The sequence below is a fragment of the Brevibacillus brevis genome, assembly GCF_001039275.2.
Classification (GTDB): domain Bacteria; phylum Bacillota; class Bacilli; order Brevibacillales; family Brevibacillaceae; genus Brevibacillus; species Brevibacillus brevis_C.
This window is the reverse complement of record NZ_CP030117.1, coordinates 1925321-1941138: the sequence shown is the minus strand read 5'-3', so window position 1 is coordinate 1941138 and position 15818 is coordinate 1925321. Positions and strand designations below refer to the sequence as shown.

The 15818-nt window shown below is 49.0% G+C and carries 19 protein-coding genes, 1 pseudogene and 1 other annotated feature; of the genes and pseudogenes, 3 read left to right on the top strand and 17 right to left on the bottom strand.

What is annotated here, in order from left to right; translation table 11 throughout:
* Window positions 1-43: 43 nt before the first annotated feature.
* Complete coding sequence (locus AB432_RS09785; RefSeq protein ID WP_048032126.1) at window positions 44-1072, bottom strand: phosphotransferase; 1029 nt, start codon at window positions 1070-1072, stop codon at window positions 44-46.
* Between the two features lie 378 nt (window positions 1073-1450).
* Window positions 1451-1963 (bottom strand): hypothetical protein, encoded by a 513-nt coding sequence (locus tag AB432_RS31010; RefSeq protein ID WP_048032124.1) that lies wholly within the window; start codon window positions 1961-1963, stop codon window positions 1451-1453.
* Between the two features lie 147 nt (window positions 1964-2110).
* Between AB432_RS31010 and AB432_RS31005 the strand changes: the two genes are divergently transcribed.
* Entirely contained in the window at window positions 2111-2554 is a 444-nt protein-coding gene (locus tag AB432_RS31005; RefSeq protein WP_048032123.1) for a hypothetical protein, read from the top strand.
* A gap of 125 nt (window positions 2555-2679) precedes the next feature.
* Here the strand turns inward: AB432_RS31005 and AB432_RS31000 are convergent.
* The 6 genes and pseudogenes from AB432_RS31000 to AB432_RS09755 form a co-directional block, all read right to left on the bottom strand.
* Window positions 2680-2733 (bottom strand): annotated as a pseudogene (locus tag AB432_RS31000) (LysM peptidoglycan-binding domain-containing protein); the annotation flags it as partial.
* A gap of 148 nt (window positions 2734-2881) precedes the next feature.
* Entirely contained in the window at window positions 2882-3745 is an 864-nt protein-coding gene (pheA, locus tag AB432_RS09775) for a prephenate dehydratase (protein ID WP_048032122.1), read from the bottom strand.
* A 22-nt stretch (window positions 3746-3767) separates the two neighbouring features.
* A complete protein-coding gene (gene thrB, locus AB432_RS09770) occupies window positions 3768-4697 on the bottom strand; it encodes a homoserine kinase (protein WP_048032121.1) in 930 nt (309 codons plus the stop codon).
* On the bottom strand, window positions 4694-5776 hold the full coding sequence (thrC, locus tag AB432_RS09765) for a threonine synthase (protein ID WP_048032120.1): 1083 nt from the start codon (window positions 5774-5776) through the stop codon (window positions 4694-4696). Before thrC ends, thrB begins: the two co-directional genes overlap by 4 nt.
* Window positions 5776-7074, bottom strand: coding sequence for a homoserine dehydrogenase (locus tag AB432_RS09760; RefSeq protein ID WP_048032119.1), 1299 nt, complete (start codon window positions 7072-7074; stop codon window positions 5776-5778). The genes thrC and AB432_RS09760 overlap by 1 nt, the downstream gene beginning before the upstream one ends.
* A gap of 35 nt (window positions 7075-7109) precedes the next feature.
* Window positions 7110-7553, bottom strand: a complete 444-nt coding sequence (locus tag AB432_RS09755; RefSeq protein WP_048032118.1) for an ACT domain-containing protein — start codon at window positions 7551-7553, stop codon at window positions 7110-7112.
* A gap of 185 nt (window positions 7554-7738) precedes the next feature.
* Between AB432_RS09755 and AB432_RS30685 the strand changes: the two genes are divergently transcribed.
* Window positions 7739-7891: a hypothetical protein gene (locus tag AB432_RS30685; RefSeq protein WP_007728640.1), complete on the top strand. Its 153-nt coding sequence runs from the start codon at window positions 7739-7741 to the stop codon at window positions 7889-7891.
* Between the two features lie 51 nt (window positions 7892-7942).
* Here the strand turns inward: AB432_RS30685 and AB432_RS09750 are convergent, their stop codons facing one another.
* The 9 genes from AB432_RS09750 to AB432_RS09710 form a co-directional block, all read right to left on the bottom strand.
* Window positions 7943-9121 carry an NAD(P)/FAD-dependent oxidoreductase gene (locus AB432_RS09750; protein ID WP_048032117.1) on the bottom strand — a complete coding sequence of 393 codons (1179 nt, stop codon included), beginning with the start codon at window positions 9119-9121 and terminating at the stop codon, window positions 7943-7945.
* A gap of 42 nt (window positions 9122-9163) precedes the next feature.
* Complete coding sequence (locus tag AB432_RS09745; protein WP_007728644.1) at window positions 9164-9619, bottom strand: helical membrane plugin domain-containing protein; 456 nt, start codon at window positions 9617-9619, stop codon at window positions 9164-9166.
* A gap of 290 nt (window positions 9620-9909) precedes the next feature.
* Window positions 9910-10575, bottom strand: coding sequence for a PilZ domain-containing protein (locus AB432_RS09740; protein ID WP_048032116.1), 666 nt, complete (start codon window positions 10573-10575; stop codon window positions 9910-9912).
* Window positions 10576-10583: 8 nt separating this feature from the next.
* Entirely contained in the window at window positions 10584-11861 is a 1278-nt protein-coding gene (obgE, locus tag AB432_RS09735) for a GTPase ObgE (protein WP_048032115.1), read from the bottom strand.
* A 13-nt stretch (window positions 11862-11874) separates the two neighbouring features.
* Entirely contained in the window at window positions 11875-12495 is a 621-nt protein-coding gene (locus AB432_RS09730) for a sporulation initiation phosphotransferase B (protein ID WP_235617652.1), read from the bottom strand.
* 72 nt (window positions 12496-12567) lie between these two features.
* Window positions 12568-12861: a 50S ribosomal protein L27 gene (gene rpmA / locus AB432_RS09725; protein WP_005832382.1), complete on the bottom strand. Its 294-nt coding sequence runs from the start codon at window positions 12859-12861 to the stop codon at window positions 12568-12570.
* A gap of 7 nt (window positions 12862-12868) precedes the next feature.
* Window positions 12869-13219 carry a ribosomal-processing cysteine protease Prp gene (locus AB432_RS09720; RefSeq protein WP_048032113.1) on the bottom strand — a complete coding sequence of 117 codons (351 nt, stop codon included), beginning with the start codon at window positions 13217-13219 and terminating at the stop codon, window positions 12869-12871.
* Window positions 13220-13232: 13 nt separating this feature from the next.
* Complete coding sequence (gene rplU / locus AB432_RS09715; RefSeq protein ID WP_016739197.1) at window positions 13233-13544, bottom strand: 50S ribosomal protein L21; 312 nt, start codon at window positions 13542-13544, stop codon at window positions 13233-13235.
* Between the two features lie 10 nt (window positions 13545-13554).
* Window positions 13555-13633, bottom strand: a sequence feature (ribosomal protein L21 leader region).
* A gap of 57 nt (window positions 13634-13690) precedes the next feature.
* On the bottom strand, window positions 13691-15166 hold the full coding sequence (locus tag AB432_RS09710; RefSeq protein ID WP_048032112.1) for an Rne/Rng family ribonuclease: 1476 nt from the start codon (window positions 15164-15166) through the stop codon (window positions 13691-13693).
* Window positions 15167-15273: 107 nt separating this feature from the next.
* Between AB432_RS09710 and aac(6')-35 the strand changes: the two genes are divergently transcribed.
* Window positions 15274-15813 (top strand): aminoglycoside 6'-N-acetyltransferase AAC(6')-35, encoded by a 540-nt coding sequence (aac(6')-35, locus tag AB432_RS09705; RefSeq protein ID WP_048032111.1) that lies wholly within the window; start codon window positions 15274-15276, stop codon window positions 15811-15813.
* The last annotated feature ends 5 nt before the right edge of the window (window positions 15814-15818 follow it).

Genomic DNA, 15818 nt, shown 5'->3' with positions numbered 1-15818 from the left:
CACAAACATCCCTCTTTCGAGAGGGATGTTTTGTTTTATCCAACTATCCGACAAAATGGTATTGACCCCACGGAGAGCGCTGGAAAATTCGTTCTCCATCGTTTAAAAAGCGTTGGCGATTCGCCATCAATTTGCCTTCCATTTGGATCAGCTGCATGACGCCCTTCATGTGGTAGCCTGGACGCTGACTATACAAGCCCGTTACCTCCCGCAAGAAATTATCCGGATAGCGAAGCAATTGATGAACAGCCCAAATCTGGGTATCAGATAAATAGTTGACGTTACTATAGGCTTCCATCGCTTCCACAAAGGAATCCATGCGGTACTCTTGCATCAATAGCATCCGCGACATCAATTGCACCAGGTCAACAAGCTGAAGATCATGACCTACTGTGTCAAGGTCAATCAAATAGCAATTGCCTCGCTCCGTAAGCAAAAAGTTATGACTCGCCACGTCTCTATGCGCGAGTGTCCCCTTCTCCATGGCTAAAAACATTTCTGGCGTCAAAGGCAGCTTGTAGGCAGATTGCAGCAGCTCCTTGCCATCTCGAAGAACGTGATCTGCCTGGTGCGAAATGAGTTGCTCCAGTTTTGTCTGGGGTCCTTTTTGTTCAACTGACCACATCAACCGCTCAAAGTATTCCAAGCGGCTCTCCCATTTATCTAAAAGAGCCGGTTTTCCTTCATACGCATACGTATGCGCAATAGGAAAACCTTGAGCTGCAACATGAAAACGCGCTAATGTTTCCGCTGTTTTTTTGACATCGAAAAGAGAAGCGTTATCTGCTTCATGCCCATCAATCATTTTCATGATGGTGTAATAACGATCTTCAAATGTAAAAATTTTGGACCCTTCCTGACTCGCCACATACTGCACGGTATGATGAAAGCCCTTCTCATGCAGTGCATCCGCTAACTCTGTCACCCACACAGCTTTTTCGACCTGCTTATATCCTTTGAGTATCCAGTGGCCCCGGTCTGTTTTTAACAGGTTGACATTTCGCTTCGGCTTCGCCCCGTAAATTTGACAGCGAAAAGCCTTTTCAATGGTGGATAAGATTCCCTTGTTCATCCCATACCCTCTCAGTAAGAAGAGGATTCTTCATGCCCATCTCCCCAGTTCGGCCAAACCCCTTGTTCAGGCATGGAAGCCATACACGGGGAAGGCGGGAACATCATGTTATTGTGAATCCCCTGTGGAGAACGATTGTACTTGCCTTTTCGTCCTCTGTACTCCGGGACTTCAGAAGAACACTCACATGATGATGACTCCACTGGTTCCGGGCACACAGGCTTCTTCGCTCGTGGCCGCTTTAATGGCATGGGCGGAAATGGTGGTGGGCATGGATAAGGAAACGGCATCGGTCTAATCGGTGGTGGGCAAGGCGGAAATGGATTGATTGGTCGAAATTGTTCTGGACTCACAATCGGTCGATTTGGTACAAACGGGCTAAACCACGGTGGGCAAGGCGGAAATGGCGGGAATGGTGGCATGAACGTCGGTGGGAATGGCGGGAATGGACGCACCTGTGGCATTGGCCTGCGCTGTTGCTCTGGACTTACCCTCGTCGATGGCTTTAGCTTCTGTTGCGGGCTCACTTTTGATGGCGGCTTGAGCTGCTGTTGTGGGCTCACCTTTGAAGGTGGCTTGAGCTGCTGTTGTGGGCTCACCTTTGAAGGCGGCTTCTGCGGCCGCAATGGACTCACCCTTGGCGGTGGATAGTTTGGTTGCATCGGTTGCAACGGACTTACCCGTGGCGGTGGATAGTTCGGCTGCATCGGTTGCAACGGACTTACCCGTGGCGGTGGATAGTTCGGCTGCATCGGTTGCAACGGACTTACCCGTGGCGGTGGATAGTTTGGTTGCATCGGTTGCAATGGACTTACCCGCGGCGGTGGATAGTTTGGTTGCATCGGTTGCAATGGACTTACCCGTGGCGGCGGATAATTCGGCTGTGGGCAAGGAGGGCATCCATATGCTGGCGGTCGTGTAGGCTGTAATGGCAAGACCTGAGTCGGTGGTCTATATGGAATGCTGGGCACATTTGGATTCGGCGGAATTGCTGGTGGATAAATATACGGACTCACTCTGGTTGGAGGTGGAGTCGGCATGAGTGGACGTATAGGAACAGGCGGAACCGGAGGCAGCACATTTGGCTTCCCTGAAATGTTCGGTGGTTTATACGGTGTTGGCTTCTCAATCGGTTTTTCGATTGGTTTTTCAATCGGCTTCTCGATTGGTTTTTCGATCGGCTCCGTTGGTTTTGGAATAGGCTGTGTTGGTGGTGGAGGTGGTAATGTTGGTGGTGCCGTTGGCCTGACTACCTCTGGTGAAACAGAAGGGACTGGTGGTCTTGGCATTTCTTTGGGAGGTCTGGGCATCTCCTTGGGTGGCCTCGTAGGAATGGGAGACGGCGGTAGAGTAGGTCTGGTCTCCTCCGTGGACTCAATTTTTTGTACCTCTCCTGATTCTTCCGGCTCAATTGGCCGCCTTTCGATTTGTTGCGGTACCTCCATCTCTTCCTCTTCCGTAATCGGTCTTTCTTTCACATAAGGGGCCGCCTCACTCATTGGATGGGGGGACGTCGTTCTTTGCGGTGGTCGGACAGGAACTTGTTTCGCCGGAATCTTGATTCTCGCTCCAGGATAAATTGTATCGGGAGTTTTTAATTGACTATTAAGGCGTAACAGTTCTTTGTAATCGACGCCATATTTTTTGGCGATCTTCCACATCGTATCGCCTTTTTGGACGATGTGTATTCTCAATGTTTTTCTCCTCCCTTGCACCAAACTCCCTAACATCGTATGCAGTCATGGGCGTTTTGCTCCTTGACGCCACTCCTTTGTTGGAAGGGAGCAGAAAAAGAAAAAACCAATCCCTCTAGGAATTGGTCTGATGCATATAAAATGGATACGTCCCGAGCTGACGAACTTGACAACCAATGGCTTCAATCTCCGCAAACGCTCCTGGCAACAAGACGTCGTCCATCTTCTGTTCAATGTCGATGACAAAATAATAGCTTCCGAGTGCTTTCTTCGTCGGACGTGATTCGATGCGAGACAAGTTGACCTTTCTCCAAGCAAAAGCAGCCAGTACTTGATACAATGCTCCCGGAAAATCTTCTGGCAGCGTGACTAGTATCGTGGTCTTTTCCTTGCGGGAAACCGGTAGATCCAGACTTTCCTGACCGACGAGAACAAAGCGCGTGTAGTTATTCGAATAATCTTGAATTTGTTCACGCGCAAACTCCAATGGATAAATCTCTACATTCAATCGAGTACCAACAGCAGCCCACGGCTCTTCTGGATGCTCACTCACCATTTTTGCAGCCAATGCCGTACTGTTTACCGTTTCGATCGCTGCTTCTGGCAAATTCTCACGCAAAAAGTTATGACTTTGTGCAATCGCTTGAGGATGTGACAGCACTCTCGTAATCGCTGACAATGGCAATGGTTGCTCTCTTTTTGCCACCAACAGGTTTTGCGTAATGGGCAGTGCGAGTTCCGCCAAAATAGGCAAATCTACTTCGTGAATGAGCCAATCCAGTGTAGAATTGACTGTGCCTTCAATGGAGTTTTCCATCGGTACGACACCGTATGCCACTTCCTTTTTGGAAACAGCGTTTAGTACTTCAATAATACTTGGGTACGGAACGAAAGACAGCTTTTGCCCGAGCGACAATATCCGCCCTGCTTCTTCGGTAAACGTTCCACGCGGTCCTAGAAAAGCAAGTTTCTTCTCCATGGCTACTCCTATCCACTATGGTCTATCTCTGATGGATTTCTACCTGTACGCCATTTTCGTCCGGTTGCAAGATCATCACGCGGTACGAGATGTCGTGCCCTTTCATCACTCTGTCCACAAATGCACGCAGCTTCTCTAATTCTTCATCCGAAGAGAAAAAGCAGAGGATCGTAGGTCCAGCGCCGCTTAAAGCAGCTCCCAGTGCTCCGTGTTCAGTCGCTTTGTCCAGGATTTCGTTCAAGCCAGGCACAAGCTTTGCTCGATACGGCTGATGCAACCGATCCGACATTGCCCGTCCCATCAGGTCTAGTCTGCCTTGTGCCAGTGCAGCAACTAGCAAACTACTATGACCCACATTATATACAACATCCTCTCTGCTGTACACCTGTGGCAAGACGTTCCGCGCTTTTTCTGTCGCGAGCATGAATTCTGGGATCACGACGAGTGTTTGCAATCCCGCCGGAGCGGAAAACCGCACATAAGGAATGGGGTCTCCTTGTACTTCAGGCATCGTCGCAACAATGATACCGCCAAACATCGAAGCACCCGCATTATCTGGATGCCCTTCCAGACGCGTTGCCTTTTCAAACAGTTGCTCACGAGTAAATGGTTCGCCAGCGAGATGATTCGCTGCTACGAGTGCACCTACAATCGCAGCAGCACTACTCCCCAAGCCCCTCGTCAGAGGAGCGTCACTGGAAGCACGGATCGAGAGCTCAGGAATGGCGAGACCTGCTTCCTGAAACACTCTTGCCGCAACCTTGTACAGAAGATTGTTTTTGTCCGTCGGTGTTCCTTGTAGCTCCTTGCCCATCATCTCTACTGTCGTACGATCACTGATTTCCATTTCTACGACAGAATACAGTTGGAAAGCCATTCCCAGCGCATCGAATCCCGGTCCCAGATTCGCTGTCGTTGCCGGTATGGTTACTTTTACACGTTGCCCATTCATGATACAAATTCTCTCCCACTTTGACGAACCAGCTCCATAACAGCTTCATGTGTCGCTGGAACAGAGCGTGGCTCTTCCCCTACCAGCTTCAAAGCGATATTTGGATCTTTTAGTCCGTTTCCAGTCAGCACGCATACGATCTGGCTGCCGGGTTGAAGCTTTCCAGCCTTATGCAGCTTGATAATGCCAGCCAGCGACGCTGCCGAAGCAGGCTCACAAAACACACCTTCACTCTTCGCAAGCAAATGATAGGCATGCAAAATTTCTTCGTCCGTTACGCTATCGACGAGACCGCTTGATTTCGAAATAGCATTCAAAGCGCCATCCTTGCTCGCCGGGTTGCCAATGCGAATTGCTGTCGCAATCGTTTCAGGGTTGGCTACTGGTTCGCCATGAACTAACGGAGCTGCTCCCGCTGCCTGGAATCCGTACATCTTAGGCAAGCGACTCGATTTTTTGGCTGCAAAATATTCCTCGAAGCCCTTCCAATATGCTGTAATGTTACCTGCATTGCCAACTGGAATGGCCAAAATGTCAGGTGCGTCCGTCAGCGCATCGCACACTTCAAATGCCGCGGTCTTTTGTCCCTCAATTCGGTAAGGGTTCACGGAATTCACCAGTGTAATTGGCTCTTTCGCCGTGATTTCGCGAACGATATCCAGCGCTTCATCAAAATTACCGTCAATCGCGATGACTTCTGCACCATAGGCGATAGCCTGCGCCAGCTTACCCAGTGCGATATTGCCGTTTGGGATCAGGACGATGCAACGTAATCCTGAGCGTGCCGCATAAGCCGCAGCTGCTGCTGATGTATTCCCCGTCGAAGCGCACATGATCGTGCTGCTTCCCTCTTCTACCGCTTTGGCTACAGCCATGACCATGCCTCTATCTTTGAAAGAGCCGGTCGGATTGAGCCCCTCGTACTTGACGTACAGCTCCACCCCCAATTGTTTGGATAGGTTCGGGGCATGGATCAGGGGCGTGTTTCCTTCATGCAAGCTGACCAGCGGAGTTTTTTCTGTGATCGGGAGAAATTCCCGGTAGCGTGCAAGGATTCCAGACTGTCGATCAGATGCCATTATTTGTCTCCCCCTTCTACACGGTAGCAGCTCTGCACAGTTGATACGATATCCATCTGCTCCATGTAAGCCAGTACCGCATCCATATCACTTTTTGAGGACAGGTGTGTAATCATGATAATCTCCGCTTCACCGTTGTTAAACGGTTGCTGGATGACCTGCTCAAGAGAAATATTTTTGTCTGCCAACAGCTGTGTAATTTGAGCAAGAACACCGCGTTTATCTGCAACGACGATGCGCAGGAAGTATTTCGAGAATTTTTCGCTGTCTTCTTTCAATACTTTTTCTTTGTATGGAGCAACCATTCCGCGTCCATTCACTCCTAGCTTTCTGTTTTTGACGACAGTGACCAGGTCTGACACAACGGCGGTAGCAGTCGGCAATTCACCTGCGCCCGGCCCGTAAAACATGGTCTCCCCTACCGCTTCCCCATGTACGTACACGGCATTAAAGACGCCATTTACGGAAGCGAGTGGATGAGATTTTGGAACCAGAGTCGGCTGCACACTTACCTCAATCGCCTCTTCGTCACGGCGAGCCAGTCCGAGCAGCTTGATTTCATAGCCCAGTTGTTTGCCATAGGCGATATCTTCCTTGCTCACGGAACTGATTCCTTTTACGTCCACATCTTCGAGCTTCATCGGTACACGGAAGCCCAGTGTTGCCAGAATTGCCATTTTGCGGGCGGCATCAAAGCCTTCTACATCGGAGGTAGGGTCCTGCTCCGCATAGCCCAGTGCTTGCGCTTCTTTCAATACCTCGCTATATTCTGCGCCCTCTTGACTCATTTTGGTCATGATGTAATTGGTCGTCCCGTTGACGATCCCCATCATTTTCGCGATACGGTCTGAGGAGAACCCTTCTACTAACGCGCGCAAGATCGGTATGCCACCTGCCACGCTTGCCTCGTAGAAGACGTCACAGCCCTTTTCTTGCGCCTTCTCTAAAATTTCGGCCCCGTGCAACGCCATCAGATCCTTGTTGGCAGTTACTACGTGCTTGCCTCGTTCGAGTGCACCCAAAATGTATTCCTTTGCAGGGTGAATTCCACCAATTACTTCTACGATGACTTCAATTTCCGGATCATCCAAAAGACTAGCAGGGTCAGTGGTCAGCGCACCCACCATGGATGAAATATTCCGAGATTTTTCCGCATCCTGAACAAGAATACGAGAAATCTCAATACTGAGGCCGGTTTGCTTTTGCAAATCCTCTTGATGTGCTTGAATAATGCGTACGACACCAGTCCCGACTGTCCCAAATCCCATTAATCCCAATTTTATGCTCTGCTTCTCCATGTCTCTCCCCTGCCTTTTCTTTGATTGTTTTTTGCTTAGCCTCTACCGACGATCATCGCTTTGCGAACGCCCGGGATCAGCTGCAAGTTATCCAAAAACTCCGTGCTAGATACGCGAAGATTAGCCATATCGACTGACATGGATATGGTAGCAATCCCTTGAAGTGGAATCGTCTGATTGATGGTCAACACGTTTCCACCTTGATCGGCTACATATGTGAGTACTTTGGACAAGTAACCTGACATGTGATCCAAAGAGAACGTAAACGTCATAATTTTTTCGCTCATCATCGCATTGAACGGAAAAACGCCATCTTTGTACTTATAAAAAGCACTGCGGCTCAATCCCACGCGTTCAACCGCTTCATTCACGGTATCCACTTCGCCGGATTCCAGCATCTTCTTGGCTTCAATCGTTTTGGCAATCGATTCTGGCAGGATGTCAGATCGAATCAAGTAGAATTTTTCTTCCTTTTTCATGCGTTGTGTCCTCCTGAGAAAAACAGTTGTTTCTTCATAGAGGACATTATAACGGATAGCATGTAATGTGACAATCCTTATCCGTCACTTTTTTTCATCGGATCATATTTGGTTTACTTTGATTACATGAGGGGGAGCTTCTTCGCGCACAATAATGCGTATCGTATGGAGGAGGTGAAAGGCAAATGGCCGGACGTGGAAAGTCAGATAAATCGGAGCGCCGTAACAATCACCCAGCGGGTAAGCCAAGCAGTCTCGAACAGTTTGGCAATGACATGCGGGGCAAAAAGATGGCACAATCCCCCAACGTGATTGAAGATCCAAGCGGAAACGGATAAACAAGCACAAAAAAACCCGGGACACCATCATCCCGGGTTTTCCTGATTCGATTAGTATGCCAAAGAGGACAGACCGTTGATATGAGTCAAGTAGCGAACGTTACTCGCTTCTTTCATCAAGGTTGCTGGCAGGCCTTTCAGCTTCAGTTGGCTTGCACCAATTGTTCCGATCGCGTCTTTGCGGCCCAGGCTACCCAATGTACCGGAGAATACCGGTTTGAAGGTATCCATTTTGGTGCCGTTGAAGTGCGCGAAGAGATTGTGTCCCACTACTTCGCCCATTTGCCATGCCAGTTGCGCAGTTGGAGGGAATGGACGGCCCTCTGGCCCCATTACGACCGCACTGTCACCTGCGAGGAATACATCAGGGTGAGAAGTGGATTGCAGGAATTCGGTAACAGTTGCACGTCCGCGGTTTACTTCCACGCCGCACTCCGCTACTACGCGATTTCCTTGTACCCCACCTGTCCATACCATTGTTTTGGTTTCAATGGTACCGCCATCTTTCAGGCAAACCGTGGTTTCTTTCATTTCCGTTACAGGTACGCCTGTCAGGAACTGAACGCCGCGTTTTTCCAAGCTCGTTTTCGCACGCTCAACCAGGTCAGGAGCAAAACCAGCCAAAATGGATGGACCTGCTTCTACGCAGTAGATGGATACGTCTGCAAAGTCTACGCCGTGTTTGTGGCACAGATTTGGCAACATATCAGCGAATTCCCCAACCAGCTCGATACCTGTCAGACCGCCACCACCTACTACGAAGGTAGCATCTGCTTTATTTTTGCTCGTCTTGTATTCAATCACGCGCTCTTCGAGGTGTGCACGCAGACGATTTGCTTCTTCTACAGACTTCAGTGTAAAGCTGTACTCTTGCAGACCCGGGATTCCGAAGAATGCGGTTTCACTACCCAGCGCAATTACCAAAGCATCGTATTTGATGGACTCGCCGCTCGCCAATGTTACGCGTTGGGAATCGAGGCCAATATTTTCTACCGAATCTACTACGAGGTTAATCTCTTTGCCACGCAGCAATCTTTCCAGAGGGAGCGCCACGTTTTGTTCAGACAGGTTTCCTACTGCCAAGCGGTGCAGTTCCGTAATGATTTGGTGAGTAGGAAAACGATTTACCACCGTGATCGACGCTTCTTCAGCCGTCATGTATTTACGTGCGGTCAATGCGCTGAGCAAACCGCCATAACCGCCGCCTAGAATCAGAATATGCTTCGCCATGCCCAATCCTCCGTCCTTGTCTTACATTCCATAATAAAAAAACTAGCGTTTTTGTTGTTGACGTTCTGCTGATACTTCCAGGAATGCTTGTGCGAAACGCAATGTTTTTTGTACTTGCGGATCCTTGAGCATTTTGAGAATACCGAACAAACCGATAGTAGACTCTTCTACATGAACACGGTCATTGGCTTCAATGGCTGCTTGCGCAATACCTTTCGCTTTATCAGAGATCGGTTTTACGAACTCTTCCATTCCGCCTTTGATGTCGTCGATCAACACATGATCATTGGCTACTGTTTGTACCAAATCATATGTTTTGGTCAAAAGAGTAGTCAGTTCTGCCAATTTAGGCAGGTTCGCCACCAATACGTTCAGTGACTCTTGAATTTCTGGTTTCATCAACTGATCAAGTACATCTTGTTGTTGCGCTGGTGCCAGAGTTGCAGTGCTTGCTACTTCAGCAGCAGCTTGAGCTTGTTGCGTAGTTGTTTGAGACATAAAAAAAACGTCCTCCTTTGCTTTGGAATAGAGGCCTTTCATTCTCGATGCCTGTTCATACGAGTAACGGCCGCTATTCTCCCTGAAAATCCGGTAAAAAATTGTTTGTAACATTTTTCACAAAGTAAAGCAGACAACGGATTCGAATAATCAAAAGTGAATGATTTCACATGTATTTATTCAGGAAAGCGTACACAACAAATCATGAAGTGAACAGGCTCGATTTAGAACTCTATGTACTCTACTATATACCTTCTTCGCAGGAACATCAAAGGAAAAAAACCGCTTCCTTAGGAAGAAGCGGCAGTTGAGAGCTTTTTATAGTATTCTTTGATGAGTTCATGGTGCTTTTCATTGATATCCGTAAAGATTAATTCAATGATTGATTCCTTGTCTTGGAACGTTTTTTCCACGATTTTCGCCATCATGACGATCTCCTGCGCTTGCTTCGGTATCTTGAAAGACAAGTGGAGAAAATCGCCCTTCGACACATAACCGTCCGTTCCCAAAACAAGACGGGTAGGAGAGAATTTTAGCAACACTGCCTCGCCTTTTTCTTCGATCGGTCTGGCTCCCATCACCTTGTAAGGGACAGAAATACCGAGATCTGGGGAGATGGGATCCTGCTTGCGCTTTTGTGTAATTTCTACCCCTACACTAATCGGAATCATCCCTAAAAGCTTGATCGGCCAAAGCGTTTGCTCCGAAACTACTTCCAAATCAATGGTATTCACTGCCGCATCCGTCTCCCAACGAATGCGTACAGTTGATCCGAGAAGCTCTGCTTTTGTTTCAGGCTTCATCTCGTAGGAAACTACGAGATAACTGCCCTTTGCATGTTCAACCAAAACTTGGACAGGTGTCTTCACCTGCTTGGAGATGATTAGCGGTAGCGACGCACCGCGTTGGAGTCGTTTATCCCCCAAAAATGGGTTCAGTGATGGGATATCAATCATGGTTTTTGTCACTCCACAAAGTCAAACTCTAATTTGCCGATCCGAACGGTATCCCCGTCTTTTGCTCCCAGCTTACGCAGAGCATCATCTACACCCATGCTGCGCATTTGTCTTGCAAAACGCTGGGCTGCATCATAGCTGTTCAGATTGGTCATGCGTACGAGCTTCTCGATCTTTTCACCGCTGACGACGAATACTTCGTTATCACGCGTAATCTCGAATGCCTCTGGTTCTTTTTCTGCTCGGAACACTACGCGCTCTTCCACTTCCGCAACTTCCTCGACAGCAGGCTTGTCCGGAATCGTCGCCAAGGTATCCCCGATCGCATACATCAATTCTTGTACGCCTTGACGGGTTGCAGCAGAAATCTCGTACACCTTCACATCTGGAGCCTTTTCCTTGAAAATACGCAGGTTTTCCTCTGCTTCTGGCAGTTCCATTTTGTTTGCGACTACAATTTGTGGACGATCTTCGAGCTTCAGGTTATACATCGTCAGCTCTCGGTTGATCTGCAAATAATCCTCGTATGGATCGCGTCCATCTACCGCTGCCATGTCAATCACATGGACGATCAAGCGTGTCCGCTCTACGTGACGCAGGAATTGGTGACCAAGACCCACACCTTCATGCGCACCTTCAATCAATCCTGGCAAGTCAGCCATAACGAAGCTCTGCTCGCCCAAGTCCACAACACCCAGATTCGGTGTCAGCGTCGTAAAGTGGTACGCCGCAATTTTTGGCTTCGCCGCTGTCACACTGGACAGCAACGTGGATTTTCCTACACTCGGATAACCAACCAAGCCCACATCTGCAATCAGCTTGAGCTCCATGACAATGTAACGCTCTTGACCTGGCTCTCCGTTCTCCGAGATGTGTGGGGCTGGATTCGAAGAGTTGGCAAAACGAATATTGCCTCGTCCTCCGCGTCCGCCTTTTGCGATCACAGCACGTTGACCCTGCTCCACCAGATCGGCAATCACTTCTTTGGTATCATCATCAATGACAGTTGTTCCCGGTGGAACGCGCACGACCATATCTTCCGCGCCTGCTCCGTGCTGAGATTTGTTGCGGCCATGCTCTCCGCGAGGGGCTTTGAAATGTCGTTGATAGCGAAAATCTACCAGTGTACGCAGACCTTCATCCACGACAAATACGACATCTCCCCCTTGACCGCCATCTCCACCCGCTGGACCACCCAGCGGTACGTACTTCTCCCGGCGAAAGGAGACGGCTCCATTACCACCGTCCCCGCCTTTTACATATACTTTTACCTGATCGACAAACATGGTGTCACCTCTTTCATTCCGCGAATGGAACCACCAAATTCAGGACCCATTCTTCTTCCGTATGTATCCACTCGGTGACCTCCACCGTACTCTGTTCGCTTTTACGTATCAGCTTTTCCAATTCTTCCATTCCGGATGCACGAAGTACACCGGCCAGGTCAAAACGAAAATGAACGCCACGCTCATCCATCTGCAAGCTTACCTGCATGCTGGCTGCTTCGTACCCGCTCTGGTCTACATGATCGTTCACTGTGCATAATATCTCTGACACCAACTGAAACAAGTCTTGCTCGTCCAAAACTACTCGCGTGAGATCCACATGATTGCACACGTCTACTTCTAAAAGCAATTCATTGTTCAGTGCGTTAAATGTCAAGAAGAAGACGGACAACAAGGAGCTATTCAATCGGGCAACCATCGATTCCTGCATCGCCATCTGTGCGATGCGCTTCAAATGGGCCTCTCCTTGTTCAGTACGGTTCAAATGCAAATAGCCGAGCAGAACCTGAACGTGGTTCAACCAGTCATGCCGCTGCCTGTTCAGAACGGTCAGCAGTTGGTCTGTCTGATGCGTAAACAGCCTCCGCTCGTCCCCCATCACATTCACCCAAGTCGATAAGAATATCTTTCCCATCTATTGTACCATAAAAAAGAGCCGGACAAAAAGAAAACCCAGCTATATCGCTGGGTTTTTCTTAACAAATATTTACGCTTCGGAAGCAACTGGCTCGATCACAACTTGTTTGCGATCACGGCCCAGACGCTTGAAACGAACAACACCATCTGCAGTTGCAAACAGAGTGTCGTCTCCGCCTTTCATTACGTTCGCACCTGGGTAAATCTTTGTTCCGCGTTGACGAACGAGAATGTTACCAGCAGTAACGAATTGCCCGTCGCCACGTTTCACGCCCAGACGTTTGGAAATGGAATCGCGACCGTTCTTTGTGGAACCTACCCCTTTTTTCGATGCGAAAAACTGAAGGTCCAAGTTAAACAGCATGTTCATATCAGACACCTCCCTGCCATTTACGATCATTTACTTTTACGTATTTACCGTAATTCGCCTCAACTGACAAAAGAGCAATAACCATGCTCTCTGCCAAAAGCTGTTGTTTCTCGCGTGTAGCCTCATCATCCGAAGAAGACAGACTCCACTTCAAGAACCCACCGCCTTCTTGTGCGACAGCGACATCAGGAGTGATGCCGGTCAAAGGTTGGATGGCGTTTAATATACCAAAGCTGATGCCTGATACAGCAGAACAAACGATGTCTGCCCCATAGGCACCCGCATTGGCATGTCCGGAAATACTAATTTCATGGATACCGTGCTGCGCACGGCTCACGATCACTTCAATCATAACAAGTCACCAATTAAGCGTTGATCTTCTCGATCACAACTTTGGTGAATGGTTGACGGTGACCTTGCTTGCGACGGTAGTTTTTCTTGGCTTTGTATTTGTACACGATAATCTTTGCAGATTTACCGTGTTTTTCTACTTTACCAGTTACCGTTGCACCAGCTACTGTAGGAGCTCCTGCAGTAACTTTGCCGTCTTTGCTTACGAAGAGAACTTTGTCAAAAGTAACAACGTCTCCTTCGTTGCCAGCCAATTTCTCGATGAAGAGAACTGCTCCCTCTTCAACTTTGTATTGCTTTCCACCGGTTTCGATAATTGCGTACACTGTGTGCACCTCCTATACTCAGACTCGCCTTTACAGGTGCGTCGACGAGCGACGGCTTATGTACCTGATTCGTGCGGTTACAGTATGCACGAGGCATATCTGCATGACAACCATTAGGTTATCATAGCTATAATAGCCCAGTCAAGTTATTTCGATTGTAACCGTTCCGCCTCTTCCCGATTTCCGACGTATCCAATGCGAAACTCGTCCGGGTTCATAGAAGGGATAAGCCGCTTATAGACATGTACAGGCCATGCAACTGCTTCTGCTTTTTCCCACTCCTCTATCATGTCCAACAATCTTGGCGGCAGATCCACGAGAACTGCCTCCGCATCTTGGCTCTTTGCCAATGCGGTGACTTCGGCGTACAAGCGCCGGAACAGCTCGTCTACTCGCCAAACTCTCCCTCGGCCCTTGCAAGCCTCACATGGCTCCGTCAGCCGCTCCGTCAGGCTCGCACGCACTCTTTTTCGTGTCATCTCGACTAATCCAAGCGACGTCATCCCGAGAACAGTAGAAGGCACAGGGTCCTTCGTCAGCTCTTGTTTCAAACGCGAGATCACGCGCTCCTTATTGCTCTGCTCTTTCATGTCGATGAAATCAATGATCACAATTCCACCGATATCTCTCAACCGCAGCTGTCGGGCAACTTCAGTTACCGCCTCCAGATTGGTCGCCGTCACTGCCTGCTCCCGCTGTTGCCCTCCCCCACCTGTGAATGAACCGGTATTGACATCGATGACCGTCATCGCTTCAGTCCTGTCGATGACCAAAAACCCTCCACTCTTGAGCGGCACATGTCGATCACGAGCACGAATCAGCTCCGTCTCGACACCCAGGAAATCAAAGAGCGGCTGTTTGCCCTGATACCAGCGAAGCTTCTCTTGTACTTCCGGAGCAAAAGCTGCCAACGCCGCTTTTACCTGCTGATGAGTCGCCGCACCTTCTACCAACACCTCATCCATTCCATTTGCCAAGCCATCTCGGAGCGCCGCCTCGATCAACTCTGCATCCTGAAAAATCCGCCCGCTCGAGCGCAGTCCCTCCGCTGCTCGCAGCATGTCCTGCCAGCGATTACGCAAATAGACCAGTTCGCTAATGAGTGTCTGTTCTTCTGCTTCCGCTGCTTCCGTGCGCAGAATACAGCCTTCTCCTTGCGCTACTGTCGAAGAGATCACCTGATGCAGTCGTTTTCGTTTGGTATCATCAGTTATTTTACGCGAAAGCGATATGCTATCTTCAGTCGGAAGGTATACCAGATAACGCCCCTGCAAGCTGATCCGCATCGTGATTTTTGGCGCCTTCATTTCCATCGCTTCTTTACTCACTTGAACCAATACCTTTTGCCCTACGTGAACACGTTCCGCAATACTTGGTTTCGCTGCTCCACCCGATTCCACACCGACCGTGTCATCTACATACAAATAAGCATTCTGACCTGTACCAATATCAACAAAGGCGGATTGGATACCTGGCTTTACATCCGCGACCCGTCCTTGATAAATGTCACCAACGCCTGCGTGTGCTCCCACATCCTGTGTACGCCATTCCTGCAATTTCCCGTCTTCCATAAATGCGATGTGGATGCTGCCACCTTGTGCACTGATCGCTACTTGCTTCACTGCCTTCACTCCTTATTCCCCGTGCAAACATTGCCCAAAAGAAGGATAACTGGGCTCATAGGAAGTAATCTAACATAGCTGCCAAGTCAAGGTAAAGGAGATAATCCATGATTCATACGGGTGATTTAAAAATAAGAGCCTTATCCCCCAATGATTCTACTCACTTAGTCAAATGGCTTTCTGACGAGCGCGTTTTGGCCTATTATGAAGGTCGTGATCGGCCACATGACGAGAAGCTCGTACAGCAAAGCTTTTTTCCGGAAGAAGACGGTGAAACTCGATGCCTGATCTTGTACGCGGACAAACCGATTGGTTATGCGCAATTTTATCCGCTCGATCCCCCGGAAAAACAACTGAATGGGTATGCAAAAGACGATATCGTTTACGGCATGGACCAGTTCATCGGAGAGCCTGCTTACTGGAATCGCGGTATCGGCACTCAGCTCGTTACAGCCATCCTCCACTATCTCCACACGGAAAAACGAGCACAAAAAGTAGCGATTGACCCGCAAGCCTGGAATGAACGAGCTTTGCGTTGCTACGAAAAATGTGGCTTTCGAAAAGTAAAAGAGCTTCCTCTGCACGAATGGCACGAAGGAAGCATGCGTGATTGCTGGCTGATGGAATGGGTCGCTCCTGCTGACTAAGGACT